We start from the raw sequence: 18389 nt of genomic DNA, 5'->3' as shown, positions 1-18389 counted from the left end.
GCGCACGCGCCGCGGAGCGTGAATCACGCGCGACGCTTGAGCTTGCGCCGCTCGCGCTCGCTCAGTCCTCCCCAGATGCCGAACCGCTCGTCGTTGCGCAGCGCGTACTCGAGGCATTCCGACCGCACGTCGCACGAGGTGCAGATGCGCTTCGCGTCGCGTGTGGAGCCGCCCTTCTCCGGGAAGAACGCCTCCGGATCGGTCTGCGCGCAGAGCGCGTCGGTCTGCCAGGCGAGCGCATCGTCGTCCTCCGGACGCGGTTTGCGCACCGCATCCAAACGCCGCACACCGGGAACGCCGAGGTCGACTGGATCGACGAACCAGTCCTCAGGTGCACCGGAGCGATATTGTGAGACCCCCATCTCGCTTCCCCCCTCTGTACGACTCCGGTGCCGTGTCCGCCGGAACCCGGTACCGCCCCGGCAGTTCTGCCGGTACGCATAATTACACCGTTGTGATTCGCAGAGGTCAAGTCGCGGATATTAAAGCCTCATCCCGCAGTTGAACCTTCATGACGCGCCGTCGGCGTGTCACGATCCGGGCACGCCGCACAGGATTCCGTGCATCCCCCCGCGATAACCTGTGTGCACGATGGCGGTCTTCACCAAGCACCCCGTGTCGGCTCCGCCGGCACCGCCGGTCCGCGAGACGACCGGCCACCTCATGCTGCGCGCGTGGTGCATCTTCGTCCTGTTCCTCGCCCTGAGCGGTGTCGCGTGGGTGAACGCGTTCGGCGCCGTCGTGGCGGGAGCGGTCGCGATCGCGAGCGGCGTCCTCACGATCGTGCTCTGGGCGACGCTCCGCCCGTTCATCCAGTGGCGGCGCCTGCCGTGGGTGGTGTTCGCGTACGTCGCGTGGGCGACCCTGTCCATCGCGTGGTCCGCGTGGCCGGGCGTCTCGGCGCTCACGTGGCTCATGCTCGCGATCACCACGCTGCAGGCGCTGTTCGTCGGCGCGGTGCTGACATGGCGCGAACTGGTGCGGGCCATCGGGTCGGCGCTCAAGTGGACCTTGGGCCTGTCGCTGCTGTTCGAGCTCTTCGTCGGGATCTTCGTCCGCGGCCCCGTGCTCCCCGGCTTCGAGCGCCCGACCGAGCATTTCGACCCCATCGTCTACTGGTCGCGCGGCAACATCTTCAACTCCGGACGGATGCAGGGCATTTGGGGCAACGCGAATCTCCTCGGCGTCGTCGCGCTCCTCGCGATCATCGTGTTCGCGATCCTCTACGCCGCGCGCTCCCCGCGCCGCCCGATGCTGATCGTGTGGATCGTCATCTCGGCGTTCTTCTTCGTCCGCGCCGGGTCGGCGACGACCTATCTCTCGGCCGTCGTCGTCGCCGTCGTCCTCGCCACGATCCTCCTCATGCGCACGACGAAGCGCCCGGGCGAGCGCACGCGCTACTACATCGCGTACGCGGTCGTGGGGATCGGCGGCCTCCTCGCCGTCGTCGTCTGGCGCAAGGAGCTCTTCACCCTCCTCGGTCGATCCTCCGATCTGACCGGCCGCGAGCGCATCTGGGCCTCGGTCATCGCCCGCGCCATGGAGCGTCCGTTCGCGGGGTGGGGCTATGCCTCGCCGTGGATCGCGGGCGACCCGCACTTCGACCGCTGGATCATCGACCACGGCCAGACCGTCATGCAGGCGCACAACATGTGGGTCGACCTCTTCATGCAGCTGGGCATCGTGGGGATCGTCCTCATGGCAGGCGTCTACCTCGCGTACATCTGGCGGGCCTGGTTCTTCGCCGTCGACCGGCCGCGATGGGATCTCGTCGCCGACCGCCCCTACTCCTCCCTCACCCTCCTCCCCTCGCTCGTCGGAGCCGTGCTGCTCGTCCAGGGGCTCGCCGAGTCGGGACCGCTCATCCTGTGGGGCTGGATGTTCGTCGTGATGTTCAGCTTCAAGATCAAGCAGGCCCCGGTGATCGGCCAGGGTGCCGCGGAGGTCGGCGCGGCGATCGAGCGCGGCGAGGCCGTGCGCGCGGACGGGATGGCGCCGGCGGAGAGCGCAGGGGGATCGGCATCCGCTCCCGCCGACCCCGCTCCCGCATCCGAGCCGCCCGCACGCGCTGCCGGAGCGGGCTCATGATGGCCCGCACACCGTGAGCACGCCTGCGCACGGCCATCGGCCGATGCACTACCTCGCGGAGGTGCTGCGCTCCGCCGACCTCGCCCGTGCGTACACGCTGAGCGCCCTGGCGGCCGTGTTCGGCGGCTACGCGATCGAGCACACGACCAGCACCGTCACGTACGTCACGATCATCCTCGGGCTGGTCGCGATCGGGATCGGGATGCTCGTCGCCCGCCGCCGCGAGATCACCCTCGCCCGATTCGCCCCGCTCTCCGTGATCGCGTTCCTCGGGTGGGCGCTGGCGAGCGCGTTCTGGAGTTCGGACACCGAGGCCACCGTCATCCGCTGGTTCTCCGTCGGCGGGCTCGCGGTGATCGCGATCGTCATCGCCCACGTGCGCGACACGCTGCAGACGGCACGCGCGCTCGGCGACGTCATGCGGGTACTGCTGTCGATCTCCCTCGTGCTGGAGATCATGTCGGGGATCCTGCTCGACATCCCCTTCACGTTCCTCGGCATCCAGGGCAATATCGCCGCCCTCGGCCCCGTCCAGGGCATCTTCGGGACGCGCAACCTGCTCGGCTTCTACGCGGTCATCGCGCTCATCACGTTCCTCATCGAGTGGCGGACGTCCTCCGTGCCGACCGGGCTCTCCATCTACTCGGTCGTCCTGGGCGGGGTTCTCGCCGTCCTCTCGGACTCACCGACCGTCGTGGTGCTCGGGGTGTCGGTGGCCGCGGCGGCGGGCGTCCTCGTGCTCGTGCGGCACGCGGAGCCGTCGCGCCGCGCCCCGCTGCAGTGGGGCCTCGGCGCCGTGGTCGTCGTCGGCCTCATTGCGGCCTACTTCATGCGGCAGCCCATCGTGCAGATCATGGGCGCGGGCACGGACTTCTCGATCCGCACCAACCTCTGGCGCACCGCGATCACCTACTCCGGCTTCTACCCCGTGCAGGGGTGGGGCTGGTTCGGGCCGTGGGACCCCGACCAGTTCCCGTTCAACGTCATCAACCTCGTGCTGGGCGACAAGAACGCGTCTGCGCTGAACGCCTACATCGACGTGCTGCTGCAGCTCGGCTGGGTGGGGCTGCTCCTCTTCCTCACCCTGGCCGGGATCGCGCTCGTGCGGTCCTGGCTCGTGGCGAGCGAGCGTCGGTCGGTCGTCTACGCGTGGACGCCCCTCATCCTCGTCGCCCTGCTCATCGACTCGCTCTTCGAGAGCTTCACGCTCATGAGCGCCGGATGGGTGATGCTCGTCCTGTGTGCCGCGCGCGCCGGCCAGTCCCGCTCGTGGCGCGACCGCATCGAGATCGGCCAGCCGGCTGCGGGTCTTCCGACGGAGTAGGGGCGGTGAGTGCGCTCACCGTTTCGCCACAGGCCGCCAGGATAGGATGTGCTCCGCCATGCCTCTCGCCTCCGAAACTCCCCGCATGACTGAATCCACGCCGTTCGATCCGGCATCCGCGACGATCGTCGTCGTCACGTACAACCGCTCGGGTCTGCTGACGCGCCTGCTCGAGAGCATCGCCGTCATGGACCCGAAGCCCGGCCACGTCGTCATCGTCGACAACGCCTCGATCGACGACACGACCGCCGTCGTCGACTCGTTCCGCGAACGGGTGGGCACCGAGATCGTCTACCGCCGCCTGGACGAGAACACAGGCGGCTCGGGCGGGTTCAGCGAGGGGATGCGGGTCGCCTACGAGCTCGGATCTACCTGGATCTGGCTCATGGACGACGATGTCGAGGTCATCCCCGACGGCCTCGCGAAGATGGGTGCCTGGGCCCCGCGTTTCAAGAGCATCCAGGGTCGCCGCTACGACTACGACGGCAGCCCGTTCTATTGGCAGTACCGCATCGCGGAGCCTCTCGCCATCCCGATCCCCTACGCGCCTGCCGGCTTCGACGAGACGCGCTACAAGGTGATGAACAGTGGATGCTTCGAGGGCATGTTCATCCACCGCGACATCGTCCGGCAGATCGGCCTTCCTGACCCGCGCTTCTTCATCTATTGGGACGACCAGACGTACGGCTGGCTCGCCTCTCAACGGACGACCTCGGTGATCGTCGACGACTTCGTGCTGCGGCGCACGCGCGAGATCCGCCAGTGGGACATGGGCGTCCGCCACCTGAATGCCTCGAGCGATGCGTATCGGTACTACATCATGCGCAACCGCGCGATCATCAAGCAGTACTACCGCTCGGCCGGCGTCTACCGCCCCGCCCTGTTCGCGGCCGGCACCGCGTTGACGTTCGCGAAGGAGCTCATCCGCCTCGTCGCCGTCGAGCGCAAGGTGCGCGGAACCTCGAACCTCTGGAGGGGTCTGCGCGACGGCGGCAAGATCGCCCGCGACTCCGCCTGGCAGCCGATGCCTCCCCTCGCGGCCTGAGCGGCGCGGGCTGAGAATGCGATGGGGCGTGCGGGCCATGGTGTCACGCGACGAGCCGACAGCGCGCGGCAATTCGGCGTGCGCCGCCTAATGTACGCTCTTTCGGGTATGTCCCGAGATTGGATCACCGGATTTCCCCCGGCGGAGCGGAGTAGTGCAGATGGCCTTTGAACATGATGTCGTCGTTGTCGGTGGAGGCGGCCATGTCGGGCTTCCTCTTGCGATCGCACTGGCCAGTCGCGGCAAACGGACCGTCGTATACGACGTCGCCGAAAGCGCCGTGTCGCGCATCCGCATGGCGCAGATGCCGTTCATTGAGCCGGGGGCCGACGAAGTCCTCGCACAGGTGGTCGCTGACGGAATGCTGACAGCGTCCACAAACCCCGCGGTCGTGGCGACCGCCGAGAACGTCATCGTCGTCATCGGCACGCCTGTCGACGAGCATCTGAACCCCGACCCGAATGCGATCCCTCGGGCTCTGGCGACCTGCGCACCGTACTTCCGCGACGGTCAGCTGCTCGCATTGCGGAGCACGATCTATCCGGGCGTGACAGCGCTTGTACGAGACATGGTGGACGGCATGGGGCTTCGCATGGACGTCGCGTTCTGCCCGGAGCGAATTGCTGAGCACAAAGCGATGACGGAGCTTTTCGAGCTCCCTCAGATCGTGTCCGGCTACACCCCGGAAGCGATCGCTCGGGCCGGTGACCTGTTCCGTTCGCTGACCGACGCCATCGTCGAGCTGACCCCAGAAGAAGCGGAGCTGGCAAAGCTCTTCACCAATACATGGCGCTACATCAAGTTCGCGGCTGTGAACCAGTTCTACATGATGGCGAACTCGAAGGGCGTGGACTTCGAACGTGTTCGCGCAGGACTCACGCAGGATTACCCGCGCGCGCAGGACATGCCCGGGCCTGGCTTCGCAGCGGGCCCCTGCCTGTTCAAGGACACGATGCAGCTCGCCGCATTCAGCGACAACACGTTCCAACTCGGGCACTCGGCGATGCTCGTCAACGAGGGTCTACCGCTGTATATCGCGAGCCAGCTCGACGCCGCGCACGACTTGTCGGACAAGACGGTCGGCATCCTCGGCATGGCCTTCAAGGCCGGATCGGACGACATCCGATCGAGTCTCTCGTACAAGCTGCAGCGTGTTCTTCGATTCAAGGCTCGAGAGGTCATCGCGACTGACCCTCACGTGCCCGCCGGAGTGGACGGTTCCTTGCTCCCCCTCGAAGCTGTACTGGAGCGCGCGGACATCCTCATCATCGCAACGCCGCACCACGAATATCGTGAGCTCGCCACCGACAAGCCGGTCGCGGACGTGTGGAACCTGCTCGGCAACGGAGTTCTGATTTGAGCGAGGACCGGCCGCGCGTATCGATCGTCGTCCCGGCCTACAACGAGGGCGAGGCCATCGGTCCCTTCATCGACCGGGTGAAGAGCACCGTCAGGATTCCGTTCGAGCTCCTCATCGTCGTCGATACGCCCGACGACACCACCCTGGCTCCAGTGGCGGAGGCTACTGCACTCGATGCTCGCATCAGAGGGGTGATCAACACGCACGGCCGGGGCCCGGCGCAGGCCATCCGCTACGGGTTCGATGTGGCGGAGGCACCAACCGTCGTCGTTACGATGGCCGACGGCAGCGACGATCCGAGGCAGATCGACGCTCTTACCGAACTCGTCGAGCGCGGCGTCGTCGTCGCGGCGGGAAGCCGCTACATGGCCGGAGGGCAGCAGATCGGCGGTCCGCGATTCAAGCGGTCGCTATCGAGGCTGGCAGGCACGTCGCTCCATCTCTTCGCAGGCATCGGAACCCGAGACGCCACCAACTCATTCAAGGCGTACAACGCAGACTTCGTTCGCACGGTGACGATTCAGTCTCGTGACGGGTTCGAGATCGGCCTCGAGCTGACCGCGAAGGCGCGCCGCGCGCGGCTCCCCGTTGCTGAACTCCCCACCATCTGGCTCGACCGCACCGAGGGCCAGTCCAACTTCCAACTGCGGAAGTGGATCCCAAAGTACTTGCGCTGGTACTTCTTCGCTTTCGGGCGCCCACTCCCCATCAACGAGATCAAAGACGCCGCACACGCAGGCGCGAAGGGAAGCAAGTAATGCAGAAGGTCCTCATCACCGGTTCCGCCGGGTTCATCGGCGGTTACGTCGTCGAAGAACTCCTGCGTCAGGGTTTCAAGGTCGTAGGCGTCGACAACTATTCGAAGTACGGCCCCGTCAAGAAGTCGTACGACGAGAATCCGAACTACGAACTCGTCGTCGCAGACGTCACCGACGTGGCCCGGATGACCGAGCTCCTCATGGACTGCGATCACTTCATCGCGGGCGCGGCGCTAATCGGCGGCATTTCCTACTTCCACACCTACCAGTACGACCTCATCGCGGCGAACGAGCGCATCATCGCCTCATCGTGCGACGCGGCGATCGCTGCCAAGAAGGCCGGAAGCCCGCTGAAGAAGGTCACCTACATGTCGTCCTCGATGGTCTTCGAGTCGACGGACCGTTGGCCGTCCAAGGAGGGCGACGAGCTCATCGTCCCGCCGCCGCTCTCGTCCTACGGATTCCAGAAGCTTGCGGTGGAGTACTTCGCGCGCGCGGCGAAGGGCCAGTACGACATCGACTACACGATCCTTCGCCCGTTTAACTGCGTCGGCATCGGCGAGTCGCGCGCACTGGGCGATGTCGAGATCCACTCGGGGAACGTCCAGCTCGCAATGAGCCACGTGGTCCCGGACCTCGTGCAGAAGGTACTCAAGGGGCAGGACCCTCTCCACATCCTGGGTGAGGGAAACCAGATCCGGCACTATACATACGGCGGCGATCTCGCGCGGGGCATCGTGCTCAGCCTGAACCACCCGGCTGCGCTCAACACCGACTTCAATATCTCGACGCCCGTGGGCCACACAGTGACCGAGCTGGCGGAGGTCATCTGGCGGAAGATCAAGGGGGCGGATGTTCCGCTGACGCTCATTCACGACGAGGCGTTCGAGTACGACGTACAGAAGCGTGTACCGGATGTCACGAAGGCCAAGGAGGTCCTCGGCTTCGAGGCGACGACGACCCTCGAGGACATGCTGGACGAGGTCATCCCCTGGATCCAGAACGCGATCGCCGAAGGCACCATCTAGTCGAACAGCCGGCGGGTGCGCAGGTCTACGCGCGCACCCGCCGGTTTCGAAGATCACGAAAGTCTCCAGCCGTGCGCGCTCCCGATATGTCCCACATGCAGGACTTCCTTATTCGCAATCTCCGTCGCGGCGGAATTTTCCTCGCGATCGGCGGCTTGGGCTTCGTCGTCGACGCCATCGTCTACAACCTGCTGGTGTTCGCGGGCGGTGCAGGTCCTCTGCACTCGGCCCCGTTGGTCGCCAAGACCATCGCGGTCATCGCCGGGCTCGTCGTCACTTACGTCGGCAATAGGTTGCTCACCTACCGTGATCGCAAGGAGCCGGTCAGTTGGGCCCAGGTCGTGCGCTACGGCGTTGTCAACGTGCTCGCGATCGCGGTCCAGCTGGCGTGTCTGGGGTTCTCACGTTACGTGCTGCACCTCGACACAGTGCTCGCCGACAACATCTCCGGCACGTTGATCGGGCAGGCGCTCGCCACAATTCTGCGCTACGTCCTTTACACGCTGTGGGTCTTTCCCCATACTCCCGGTCACGACCTCATCACATACGTCGAGGACCACGCCGCCATCGACGAGCACCGCAAGAACGACGCCGTCTAACCGTAAGCGGTCGGCAGGTGGTGTGGTCGGCTGGCCGAGGGCCGGCCTCCGAGCGCGGAGTGGCCGGATCAGGACGTCACGCCGAGGCCGCTCCTTCGGACGCATCGCGACCACCTCCGTGGCCGTGACTTCCACGATGCGGTTCGCGACACGGTGACCACGGGGCGGTCGTCGAGATCGGCTTCAGCGACGGTGACGGCGCAATAGCGGCCAAGCCACCGCTTCGCCCAGCGCGGGGAAACTCCCATCGCCCCGGCGATCTGCGCCCCTTCCGTCGAGGCCCGGGCGCGGTGGGCATGCCCAGCGGACGCCTATTGACGCGCTACCACGCATAATCCGCCTGCATCCCCCGCCGCGAGACTCAGAGCGATCGACGAATCGAGACCGGTCAGCTCGTAGAGCCCTGGGGTCGGAATGTGCGTGCGCGTGTACGTCGATGTTCCATCGCCCTCCTTCGCGACTACGCCCACGTCGCCGGCGGTGGGCACGTAGACGAACTGACTCGCCGGATCGAACGCCAGGTACCCGCTCGATGGAGTCTCGCACGTCGAACCCTGCGGCGGCGCTGCGGCCTTGTGAACGGGAGTCAGGAACATGTTCACCCGGGCCTCGAGCAGGTCTGTCGGCGTGAACGGCACGGGCGTGTATTGACCCCGGGCGACGAATGAGCGGATGTCGGTCATCGTGAGCGTGGGGGCTACGAGCGCTGCCGGCGTCCTCTTGTCGAGCTCAGCGCGGCCGTCATCGATTGTGAGCGCCGCTGAGATCGCGCGATTGACCGTCTGTTCTCGCGCCGCGAGACCGCGCCCGAATTCGACCAAGCCGGCTGCGTTGTATCCGATGAGGATCACGAGGACGGCACAGATCGCGCCCACGGCCACACGGCCGTTTGCGGCGAGGCGGCTCAGCAATCGACCGACGACGGGCGTCAGCAGGCCCGCGTAGATATACACATACCGGCCGGCGGACGCGGCGTCGTTGCCGAGACCAACGCGTGTCAGGGCCGTCATGACGCCGAACGTCAGCGCTGCGAAGACCAAGACGTACGTGGGGTCGATTGTGCGCAATGAGGCTCGTCGCAGGTCCAAGACCATGCCGATGATCACTGCCACCGCCAGCGCGCCGGCGAGTCCAGCGAATGGCAAGACTTTGCCGATGCTGTCGACGAAGCCGTGGCTGAAGAACTCGGGAACCCTGAGCATGACGTCTTTGAGGGAGTGGATGCCGAATCCATCGGCACCGGTCGTCCCACGGGCGAAGAGCAAGTACCACGTACCGTAGACGACTGCGAAGACTCCCCCCACGATGGCGGTCTTCCGCCAGCCATGTCTGACCCAGATGTACAGAACGACTGCGAGCGCCAATGGGAGACCCGTACTCGCAAAGCCCACGCCAACCAGCAGCAGGACGCAGACCCATGCGGTCCGCCACGCGGTCAGGGGGCGCATCGCGAGCAACAGGGCACCGATACCTGTGACGAGCGGCGTGATGAATCCGACCTGGAAGGCCCACAGGCTGTTGTCGCCACCGGCTGCGAGAACTCCGAACAGGGTCGCCATCAGGAGCGCGATCGCAGGATGGACCGCGAGCCTCATCATGATGCGCCAGATCATGTGGATCGCCGCCAGATGCGCGGCGAACGTCAGGGCTAGAAAGGGCCAATACGAATGCAGCCCGACTACTCCCTTGACGAGGGTCGTCAGAAGCTGAGGAAAGAGACTGAGATGACCGTTGTGCGGGGTCAGCAGATGCCATTCGGCACGCGCAGCCAGGAAGTCCCACTCGTCGTAGTAGAACCAGAGGCCTCGGCCGGCATCGATCAGCACGATGGCGATCAATGCGAGGGTGATGAGATGCACCACCAACCATGAACGCGGAATCGGTCGAAGAATCGGAAAACCAGTATTCGTTGTTGCGTCGTCTGCCGTGGCGCTCATGAGACTTCGATTTTAGAGCATCCGAAGGTGGGTATCGGATCCGTGGTCGCACCCCGTGGGGGTCGCCCCCACACCGCCTCAGTCCGGACTATGCGCCGGTGTCAGTTGTAGTCGGCGTTGTAGCGGTCGAGGACCTCGGCGAGCGACGCATCCATCGCCAGACGTCCCTTGTCGAGGTAGAGGCCGCGCGTGCAGAACCGGCGCAGGTCGCTCTCGTTGTGGCTGACGAAGAAGAGCGTGCGCCCCTCGGCGAGCAGCTCATCGATGCGCCGGTAGCACTTCTCACGGAAGGCCTTGTCGCCGACGGCTAGGACCTCGTCTACCAGCAGGATGGGCTCCTCGAGCTGCGACACCACCGAGAAGGCCAGTCGCACCTTCATCCCGTTGGACAGGTGCTTGTAGGGCGTGTCGACGAAGTCGCCGAGCTCCGCGAAGCCGACGATGTCGTCGAAGCGACGCGCGACCTCGTCCCGACCCATCCCGTGGAGGCCGGAGGTGAGCCTGATGTTCTCGCGCACGGTGAGGTCACCGACGAATCCGCCCGTGATCTCGATCAGCGGGGCCACGCCGCCGTTCACCTGGACGCGGCCCTCGTCCGAGAGAAGCACGCCCGCGACGAGCTTCAGCAGCGTCGACTTGCCCTGCCCGTTGCGGCCGACGACACCGATCGACTCCCCCGGCTGGACATCGAACGTGACCTCGCGGAGCGCCCAGAACTCGTCCGGCGCGACGCGGCGCGACGCGCCGCCGAAGAGGTCCTTGATGCTGCGGCGTCCACGGCGATTGCGCCGGAAGCGGATGCCGAGGTCGCGCACCTCGATGGCGGGACGGTCCATCACAGCTCCTTCAGCACGGGGCGCTCGAGGGACCGGAAGACGAAGAGCCCGACGATCAGGAAGGCGAACGACATGATGAAACTCGCCACGACCGCGGGCGTGTCCCACTGATTCGGGAAGAAGGCGACGCGGTACATCGTGAAGATGCCGGAGAGCGGGTTGAAGATCGCGATCGACTTGAAGATCGGGGGAAGGTCGTGCATCCCGTAGATGATCGGAGAGACGTAGAAGAGCGCGCGGAGCACGAGCCGCGTCGTGCGCTCGAGGTCCTTCCACAGGACGCAGAGGGGCGCGACGATCAGACCGAGCCCCACCAGGAGGACGGCCTGCAGGATGACGGCGATCGGCAGCCACACCACCTGCCACGTGAGGTGGGCGCCGGTGAAGATGGCGAAGACGGCCAGCACCGGCAGAGAGTAGATGAACTCGATTCCCTTGCTGAGGACGATGCGGTTCATCCAGATCGAGCGCGGGATCGCCGTGGAGCGTACGAGCCGCGCATCCCGATTGAACGCCGTGGTGAAGTCGCTGACCGCCGCGTTGAACCACACCCACGGCAGCAGGGCGGACAGGAGGAAGACGATGTACGGCTGGTCGCCGACGTGGCCGCGGTGGAAGATCTGGGTGAACACGAACCAGTAGATGATGCTCATCACCAGCGGGTCGAGCACCGACCAGAGGTATCCGAGCGCGCTCGTCGCATAACGGACGCGGAGGTCACGCGCCGACAGCAGCCACAGGGAGTGTGCGTAGCGCCGCGGCGAGCCGGGCGCGCCGACGGTCGGGGCTGAAGTCACGGAGACGAGTCTATGGTCTTGCCCTGTCACCATCTGCGTCGCGAACGCTGGTTGGTGTCACCTCGGGATCGCATGAAAGGAAGCGATTGCCTTTCACCCAGGAGTTCGATGTATCCAGCCGAAACGCTGTGTCGGGGTTTCAATGACCTTGGCGACTCGGGACTGACGACCTCACGGGCACGGCGTGAGCGCATCTACAGCAGACGCTAGTGTGACGGTGCCGCCCAGAATCGTCACATGGGTCACTCCCTGAAGGGCGAGGTCGACGAGAGTCCGCTTTGGCACGCAGTTTTGAGGCACCGTATAAAGTGGAGCGCCCTCGGCTCCAGCGACGGCAGCTCCAGCCAACGCGTCTGGAAAGGAATATCCGCTTGCAAGGTAGGCGTGATCAGCTGTCGGAATCGCGTTGCCGGTCGCGTACAGCGATGTGCCGAATCGATCCTGGCCCCAGAGGCGATAGACGATATTGCTCGACACCATCATCCCTAGTTTGTTGTAGGTGTCCGGCGTGATCGTCGCTTCTCCTCCGACGACATAGAGTCGCGTGACCTTCATCGCACCGAACATGTCGACCATCTGGCCGAAGAGACTCGAGTCCCATTGATCCGAGGGCTTCGTCACATAGGTAATTGAGTTGCCGGGAACGACGATGAGCGGAGCCTTCCGTGCCCCCGCGGCAGACGCCGCCCCGAGCGCGTCCGCGAAGGATCTTCCATCGGCGACATACACGTCCGGCGCAGACGTCCAGGCATATTTCGCGATCGCTCGAGACGTCGAATACCGGTCAGCCCCATATACCCAGTCGAGTTCAGCCCCGGGTGCCGCCGCCGAGAGGGCAGCGCGTACCGTTGCGGACATGACCGCCGGCCCACCGACAGCGACGATCCGCGACGGGTGAAGTCGCGTGATCTCGGCTGCCACGTCGGGCATCAGAGTCCCCGGCGTCGTGAGGAGAAGGCTCGCCCCGACCTTTGCCGCCGCGGGTCCTGAGCTGAGAGCGTCCGGGAAGTCCGCACCAGATGCGACGTACACAACAGGGTTACCAGACGGGTATTTCGCCTTGCTTAATGCGATAGCCGTCTCGTAGCGCGAATCACCGGCGATGCGATCTGTCTCCGCCGATGGCTTCGTGGAAAGCCCGAGCGTAAATCGTGTGAGCGTATCGCCCGCTCCATAAGCGATATCGCCTCCCGGCGACACCCAGACGCCCGCCCAGCCTGCCACCAGGAAGGAGGCCAGTCGCTTGCCGGAGGTGATAGAGACCGCGTCGATCGTGTCGCCGTGAGCGGCGAGAAGGATGTTTCCATCCGGCGTCGCTGTCACCTGTGATACCGCGTTGTACATCACCCCGTCGATCAGGTTGCCGCCGAGCGGTGACTCGCCGCCGGTCTCCAGCCAACCATTCTGATCGGCCAATACTGCTCTCGTGTCATCTGAGAGCGGCACGATGTCGCTGATCTGGGGGCCGTAGGGACCGCTGACCGACTGGACCGCGCCCAATGTGGCCGCATCCAACGAGTATGAGATTCCCTGCTGGTCCGCCGGGAGAGTTCGAATGTATACATGTCGATCACCTGGGCCGAGCGCTATTCGCTGGATCGGCCCGCTCTGATACTGTCGCGCACTCCCGAGGAGTTGCCCCGAGGCCACGTCGCGAACCTGGAGGACGTCATATGCGGGCAGATAGGCCTTCGAGCCATCGGCTGTGATAGCAAGAGCACGCGCAGAGCAGCTCGCGATCAGTGCGGTCGGAGCAACCACCATCGTCGCGGTGTCGACGCTCAGTATTCGGGTCTGGTTTCCGAGCGTTGGGTCGCAGTAGTCGGTGATCACATAAAGAACGCGGTCATCCGCGCGCGTTGCGATAACGAGCGGCTTCTGGGGAAGCTCCACGCTGCGAACGACCGCGTCGGTCGCCGTTTCGATCACGGAGATTGTCATACCCGCGGCCACGAACGCCATGGCACCGTCGCCGGAGAACACGAGGTCGGCCGGATTGGAGATGCCGGTTCCGGTAGTCGCCAGCGCCGGCGTCGCGCCAACCGCAGTCGCAACGAGTGCGACGACAAGAGCGACGACAGTGATGCTTAAACGGCGCATCAGCATCAGTTCACCTCCACAGAGTCGAGGAACAGTAGCACGTTCGAGGCATACACCGTCGTGCCGAAGAGTCGGGACTCCAGCCGCGAACCAGCATTCGCAAAGTCCTTGGAGTATCGTTCAACGGTGCGAGGCGCTGCCCCGCCCGCTCATACGGAGAAAAATGAAGAGGCTTCGTCATACGACGCTCGCGGTCGTCATTCTGGCGGCCACCATCGCATTGCTCACGCCAACCCCGGTCGAGGCAATCATGCCGCCCACGGCCAGTGTGACGGGGACCTTCTTGGGCGACGTCCCAGGTTCCGCATCGCTCGCCCTTAATCCGTCGGATTCGAGCACAAGTGCCGGATTGCGCGTCGAGTTCTGGCGATACGAGCCCGGCGATGGTAGCTACTCATCGACACCGGCCCCGTTCGTCTGGATTCAGGATTCGAGCGGAGTGTGGACCGAGTCGGGCATCGAACCTGGCACCTACCGGATCGAGTTCGTACCCGTCCGCGAGGACATCGGCCAGGGATACTGGGAGCCGGCCGGACTGGCCCGCTATCTCGAAACGGCACCCGACGTCACGCTCACCGCGGGTCAAACTTTCGCGCTCGGGACCGTCAATCTTCCCCCCGTAGTCGAGGACGTCTCCCGCCTGCAGGGATCTGACCGCTTCGAGACCGCGGTCACGGTGTCTAGAGCAGCTCATCCAGGCAGTCCAACTGCAATCGATCATCCGGCGACGGTGACACCAGTTGTGTACCTCGTTGACGGGCTCAACTATCCTGATGCTCTGAGCGCTGGACCTGCGGCAGCCATCCAGGATGGCGAGATCCTCCTGACGTCGCCAACGTCGCTGCCGTCAAGCACCGCAACGGAGCTCGCGCGCCTGCGTCCCGAGCGTCTCATCGTCGTCGGCGGTAAGAGCGCCATATCGGACGGTGTGGCGGCGACCGCGGCCGACGCCGCAGGAATCACGACTCCGACGAATGTCGTGCGGCTGGGTGGGTCGGACAGGTACGCTACGGCGGAAGCCATTGTCCGCGATGCATTCGTTCCGTTGTCGCCCGGTACCCAGACCGTCATTGTCGCGACCGGCCGAGACTATCCGGACGCTCTATCCGCGGGCCCGGCTGCCAGCCGCCTCAGGGCACCAGTTGTGATCGTGGACGGGACCTTGCCCGAGCTTTCGGGTGAGACCACAACGCTCCTTACCGATCTGATGGTCAACAAGATCATCATCGTGGGGGGCGAGCAGGCCGTCTCCACAGGCATCGAGGCGCAACTCTCATCACTCTCCGGCGCGACCTACCCCGTGCAGAGAATCGATGGCGGAGATCGATTCTCAACCTCGATCCGCCTCAACGAGTGGGCGTTCCCGACAACGGACCGCGCGTTCTTGGCGACCGGCTTCAACTTCCCCGACGCCCTCGCCGGCGCTCCGCTCGCGGCGAGGCTCGGCGCACCGATCGCTCTCACTCGCCCCGAATGCCTGGATGCCGGCGGATACGTCGTGCTACGCAATGGACACGCGAACGGGGCCGTTCTTCTCGGCGGTCCGGCCGCCCTCTCGTCCGCTATCGGTAGCCTGGTGAACTGCGGCGACATAGATGCACCGAGCTACACCGTTTCGGGTGAACCAGTGCCCCTGAGCATCCCTGGTCCTCAATAGTTTCCCTCGGGTGGTGCTGACCCCCCGACGCGACGCCTCGGACACGGGCCCAGGCGAGACCGACGCCCTGGCTGTGTCCGGGCCGGTCAGCAACGCTGACCCGCCACCCCGCCCCGATGGATTACCGGCTCATCCCGTCGCACGTCACGCGAGCTGGTTGCTCCACATCGACAGCGCAGATCCGATCGCCATGTGCATGTCGAGGTACTGGTAGGTCCCGAGCCGCCCCCCGAAGAGGACGTCCTTCTCGCCCTTGGCGAGTTCGCGATAGCCGAGCAGACCGGCTCGGTCCTCCGCGGTATTCACCGGGTAGTACGGCTCGTCCTCGCGGGAGGCGAAGCGCGAGAACTCCCGCATGATGACCGTCTTGTCGGTGGGGTATCGGTCGGCGCGCTCCGGATGGAAGTGCCGGAACTCGTGGATGCGGGTATACGGGACGTCCGCATCCGCGTAGTTCATGACCGACGTTCCCTGGAAGTCGCCGACATCCAGCACCTCCTGCTCGAGGTCGATCGTCCGCCACGAGAGCGCGCCCTGGGCGTAGTCGAAATAGCGGTCCACCGGGCCGGTGTAAACGACAGGCAGCTGTCCGACGGTCGCCTTCTTGTTGAGTGGCTGCGACTCGTCGAAGTAGTCGGTGTCGAGCTTGACCTCGATGTTCGGGTGGTCCGCCATCCGCTCGAGCCACGCGGTATAGCCGTCCGTCGGAAGACCCTCCCACGTGTCGTTGAAGTAGCGGTTGTCGTAGGTGTAGCGGACCGGCAGTCGGCTGATGACCTCGGCGGGCAGGTCCTTGGGGTCGGTCTGCCACTGCTTGCCTGTGTAATCGCGGATGAACGCCTCATAGAGCGGACGGCCGATCAGCCCGATGCCGCGCTCCTCGAGGTTCGCGGCATCCTTCGCGTCGTACTCGCCCGCCTGCTCGTGCACCAGGGCGCGCGCCTCGTCCGGCGTGTACGCGGCCTGGAAGAACTGGTTGATGGTCCCGAGGTTGATCGGCAGCGGGAACACGACGCCCTTGTGGTTCGTGTAGACGCGGTGCACGTAGTTCGTGAACGTGGTGAAGCGGTTGACGTACTCCCACACTCCGGGATTCGACGTGTGGAACAGGTGCGCCCCGTACTTGTGCACCTCGATCCCCGTCGTCGGCTCGTCCTCGCTGTACGCGTTGCCGCCGATGTGCGGACGGCGGTCGATGACCGTGACTTTGCGACCGGATGCGGCCGCCCGCTCGGCGATCGTGAGGCCGAAGAAGCCGGAGCCGACGATGAGGAGATCCATGGATGACTCTTTCTGAACAGACGCGGCGTAGACGCGCACCGACTGGATTTCAGGTCGTGGCGACGGGCGGCTGCTGGGACATCAGCGGTCTGCGCACCCTGAACATCATCGCACCCACGGCGAGGACCGCTGAAATGACCAGGAGGAGTAGCGCCCAGCGGTCGAGACGGCTCGCGGGCGACAGCGGAGCGGAGTTGTACAGAACTACCGCCCAGGCGACCTGGACGACCGCGGCCGCCGTCGCGATGACGCGACTGCGGGATGCGAGCCATGCGAACGGGACGCAGAGCAGCACCACGATCCAGGTGTGCGACCCCTGGTGCACGATGGCCGCCCCGGGTAGGAACATCACTATCGCCCAGATGAGGATGCAGCCCACCATGCTGAGGACGATCATCACCGGCCAGCGCAGCTCCGCATCGAAGCGGCGGCGCAGGATGCCGACCACGGCGGCGATCAAAAAGGCGCAGAGGATGAGGGCGCCGACCGCGAGCGCGGGAGGGGTCGCGGAGAACTCCAGCGTCTGGCGCGCCGAGCGGGCTGCGGGAACCCAGAAATCGAGATCCGCCAGCACACCCGGATCGAAGGCGCGCGAGAGATTCGCTTCGCGCCCCTCAAGCCACGCGCCCCATCCCAGCTTCGAGTAGGAGTCGACAAGGGCCTCCGGGAACGACCGAGAATCGATGGGGATGACGCCGGCGAGATGCCACTTCAGCAGCCGGTCCCCGGGCGGGTACGCGAGTCGCTGGAAGAGAGCCCAGGGCAGGTAAAGAACGACAGCGACACCGAGAGCTGCGGAGACAGCACGCCACCGCCGAGGGGACCGAATGATCAGCACCAGCCACAGCACTCCGACCGCGGGCAGCACGAACGCGCCCCCTCCATGGGCGAGGACCCCGAGCACCGAAAGCGCCGCGCCCAGGACGCTGCCGGTCGAGACCGGGATACGGCCTCGAATGGCGGCCACGAGAACAGCAAGCGCGGCCACCATCATGCCGGCGGCCAGGAGTTTCGGCCACGTGTAGACGGTGTTGACGAACATCACGGGCACTGCGGCCGTGAAGAACAGGGAGGCCAGGACAACCCTGCGTCTGAAGCCCAGCGCCCACAGCAGGGCCGCTGCGGCGGGGACCCACACAAGCTGCGACGCGACGCTCGCCCCGAAGTCGAGCATCCGCGGATCGATGTGCGTCCACGGGGCGGCACGGGGCACCCAACCCAGCACGCGCGTCAGGAGAATGAGGCCCGCCCTGATGCGGGGGGCGGTCACTGGGCAGCCAGTCCCCGACAAGGAACGGGCCCGGTCCGGGGTTCACGACCCATGACGCGAGCAGACTCGGCAGCTCGTTGTCGCCCGGGAGCTCCCAGGGATAGAAGCGACGGCCCGCCTGCAGGAACGGATCGCTCGACACGCCGCGCAGATAGAGCATGCCGAGGTCGAAGAGGGCGATCGCGAGGACCACGGCGCCCCCCGCGACGATCGGGCGCCAGAAGATCCACACCGTCGTGATGACAGACACCACGACGGCGCACGCGAGAATCGCTGCTGCCAGGACCACTCCGAGCCATGCGGCGATCC

General features: G+C 65.5%; 15 protein-coding genes. 8 read left to right on the top strand and 7 right to left on the bottom strand.

Annotated features, from left to right (window positions below):
• Positions 1-23: 23 nt before the first annotated feature.
• A complete protein-coding gene (locus SM116_RS05980; protein WP_320943545.1) occupies positions 24-362 on the bottom strand; it encodes a WhiB family transcriptional regulator in 339 nt (112 codons plus the stop codon).
• Positions 363-591: 229 nt separating this feature from the next.
• On the opposite strand from SM116_RS05980, the gene SM116_RS05975 reads away from it, so the two are divergent.
• The 7 genes from SM116_RS05975 (at position 592) to SM116_RS05945 (ending at position 8202) form a co-directional block, all read left to right on the top strand.
• Positions 592-2088, top strand: a complete 1497-nt coding sequence (locus SM116_RS05975) for an O-antigen ligase family protein (RefSeq protein WP_320943544.1) — start codon at positions 592-594, stop codon at positions 2086-2088.
• A gap of 13 nt (positions 2089-2101) precedes the next feature.
• The gene (locus SM116_RS05970) at positions 2102-3412 is read left to right on the top strand and encodes an O-antigen ligase family protein (RefSeq protein WP_320943543.1); all 1311 of its coding nucleotides are present in this window, start codon (positions 2102-2104) and stop codon (positions 3410-3412) included.
• An 85-nt stretch (positions 3413-3497) separates the two neighbouring features.
• Positions 3498-4457 (top strand): glycosyltransferase family 2 protein, encoded by a 960-nt coding sequence (locus SM116_RS05965; RefSeq protein WP_320943542.1) that lies wholly within the window; start codon positions 3498-3500, stop codon positions 4455-4457.
• 160 nt (positions 4458-4617) lie between these two features.
• Entirely contained in the window at positions 4618-5817 is a 1200-nt protein-coding gene (locus SM116_RS05960; RefSeq protein ID WP_320943541.1) for a nucleotide sugar dehydrogenase, read from the top strand.
• Complete coding sequence (locus tag SM116_RS05955; protein WP_320943540.1) at positions 5814-6575, top strand: glycosyltransferase family 2 protein; 762 nt, start codon at positions 5814-5816, stop codon at positions 6573-6575. The genes SM116_RS05960 and SM116_RS05955 overlap by 4 nt, the downstream gene beginning before the upstream one ends.
• Positions 6575-7603 carry an NAD-dependent epimerase/dehydratase family protein gene (locus tag SM116_RS05950; RefSeq protein WP_320943539.1) on the top strand — a complete coding sequence of 343 codons (1029 nt, stop codon included), beginning with the start codon at positions 6575-6577 and terminating at the stop codon, positions 7601-7603. The genes SM116_RS05955 and SM116_RS05950 overlap by 1 nt, the downstream gene beginning before the upstream one ends.
• A 71-nt stretch (positions 7604-7674) precedes the next feature.
• Entirely contained in the window at positions 7675-8202 is a 528-nt protein-coding gene (locus SM116_RS05945; RefSeq protein ID WP_320943538.1) for a GtrA family protein, read from the top strand.
• Between the two features lie 311 nt (positions 8203-8513).
• On the opposite strand, the gene SM116_RS05940 is transcribed toward SM116_RS05945, so the two are convergent.
• The 4 genes from SM116_RS05940 to SM116_RS05925 form a co-directional block, all read right to left on the bottom strand.
• The gene (locus SM116_RS05940) at positions 8514-10139 is read right to left on the bottom strand and encodes a hypothetical protein (protein ID WP_320943537.1); all 1626 of its coding nucleotides are present in this window, start codon (positions 10137-10139) and stop codon (positions 8514-8516) included.
• A gap of 101 nt (positions 10140-10240) precedes the next feature.
• Entirely contained in the window at positions 10241-10975 is a 735-nt protein-coding gene (locus SM116_RS05935) for an ABC transporter ATP-binding protein (RefSeq protein WP_320943536.1), read from the bottom strand.
• Positions 10975-11805, bottom strand: coding sequence for an ABC transporter permease (locus SM116_RS05930; protein WP_320943535.1), 831 nt, complete (start codon positions 11803-11805; stop codon positions 10975-10977). The genes SM116_RS05935 and SM116_RS05930 overlap by 1 nt, the downstream gene beginning before the upstream one ends.
• A 138-nt stretch (positions 11806-11943) precedes the next feature.
• Entirely contained in the window at positions 11944-13878 is a 1935-nt protein-coding gene (locus tag SM116_RS05925) for a cell wall-binding repeat-containing protein (RefSeq protein ID WP_320943534.1), read from the bottom strand.
• Positions 13879-14035: 157 nt separating this feature from the next.
• Here SM116_RS05925 and SM116_RS05920 point away from each other — a divergent pair, with 157 nt between their 5' ends.
• On the top strand, positions 14036-15529 hold the full coding sequence (locus SM116_RS05920) for a cell wall-binding repeat-containing protein (protein WP_320943533.1): 1494 nt from the start codon (positions 14036-14038) through the stop codon (positions 15527-15529).
• 144 nt (positions 15530-15673) lie between these two features.
• On the opposite strand, the gene glf is transcribed toward SM116_RS05920, so the two are convergent.
• Positions 15674-16810 (bottom strand): UDP-galactopyranose mutase, encoded by a 1137-nt coding sequence (glf, locus tag SM116_RS05915; protein WP_320943532.1) that lies wholly within the window; start codon positions 16808-16810, stop codon positions 15674-15676.
• A 49-nt stretch (positions 16811-16859) separates the two neighbouring features.
• Entirely contained in the window at positions 16860-18035 is a 1176-nt protein-coding gene (locus tag SM116_RS05910; protein WP_320943531.1) for a hypothetical protein, read from the bottom strand.
• Between the last annotated feature and the right edge of the window lie 354 nt (positions 18036-18389).

The organism is Microbacterium rhizosphaerae (assembly GCF_034120055.1).
GTDB lineage: Bacteria > Actinomycetota > Actinomycetes > Actinomycetales > Microbacteriaceae > Microbacterium > Microbacterium rhizosphaerae.
Note: the sequence above shows the minus strand (reverse complement) of the source record. Positions and strands in the feature narration are given on the sequence as shown.

What these genes read in the sequence shown, in the direction of transcription:
- SM116_RS05975 (WP_320943544.1), top strand. Translation starts at nt 592, where the DNA reads ATGGCGGTCTTCACCAAGCACCCCGTGTCGGCTCCGCCGGCACCGCCG.
- SM116_RS05980 (WP_320943545.1), bottom strand. Translation starts at nt 362, where the DNA reads ATGGGGGTCTCACAATATCGCTCCGGTGCACCTGAGGACTGGTTCGTC.
- SM116_RS05935 (WP_320943536.1), bottom strand. Translation starts at nt 10,975, where the DNA reads ATGGACCGTCCCGCCATCGAGGTGCGCGACCTCGGCATCCGCTTCCGG.
- SM116_RS05950 (WP_320943539.1), top strand. Translation starts at nt 6,575, where the DNA reads ATGCAGAAGGTCCTCATCACCGGTTCCGCCGGGTTCATCGGCGGTTAC.
- glf (WP_320943532.1), bottom strand. Translation starts at nt 16,810, where the DNA reads ATGGATCTCCTCATCGTCGGCTCCGGCTTCTTCGGCCTCACGATCGCC.
- SM116_RS05940 (WP_320943537.1), bottom strand. Translation starts at nt 10,139, where the DNA reads ATGAGCGCCACGGCAGACGACGCAACAACGAATACTGGTTTTCCGATT.
- SM116_RS05920 (WP_320943533.1), top strand. Translation starts at nt 14,036, where the DNA reads ATGAAGAGGCTTCGTCATACGACGCTCGCGGTCGTCATTCTGGCGGCC.
- SM116_RS05960 (WP_320943541.1), top strand. Translation starts at nt 4,618, where the DNA reads ATGGCCTTTGAACATGATGTCGTCGTTGTCGGTGGAGGCGGCCATGTC.
- SM116_RS05965 (WP_320943542.1), top strand. Translation starts at nt 3,498, where the DNA reads ATGACTGAATCCACGCCGTTCGATCCGGCATCCGCGACGATCGTCGTC.
- SM116_RS05930 (WP_320943535.1), bottom strand. Translation starts at nt 11,805, where the DNA reads ATGGTGACAGGGCAAGACCATAGACTCGTCTCCGTGACTTCAGCCCCG.
- SM116_RS05925 (WP_320943534.1), bottom strand. Translation starts at nt 13,878, where the DNA reads ATGCTGATGCGCCGTTTAAGCATCACTGTCGTCGCTCTTGTCGTCGCA.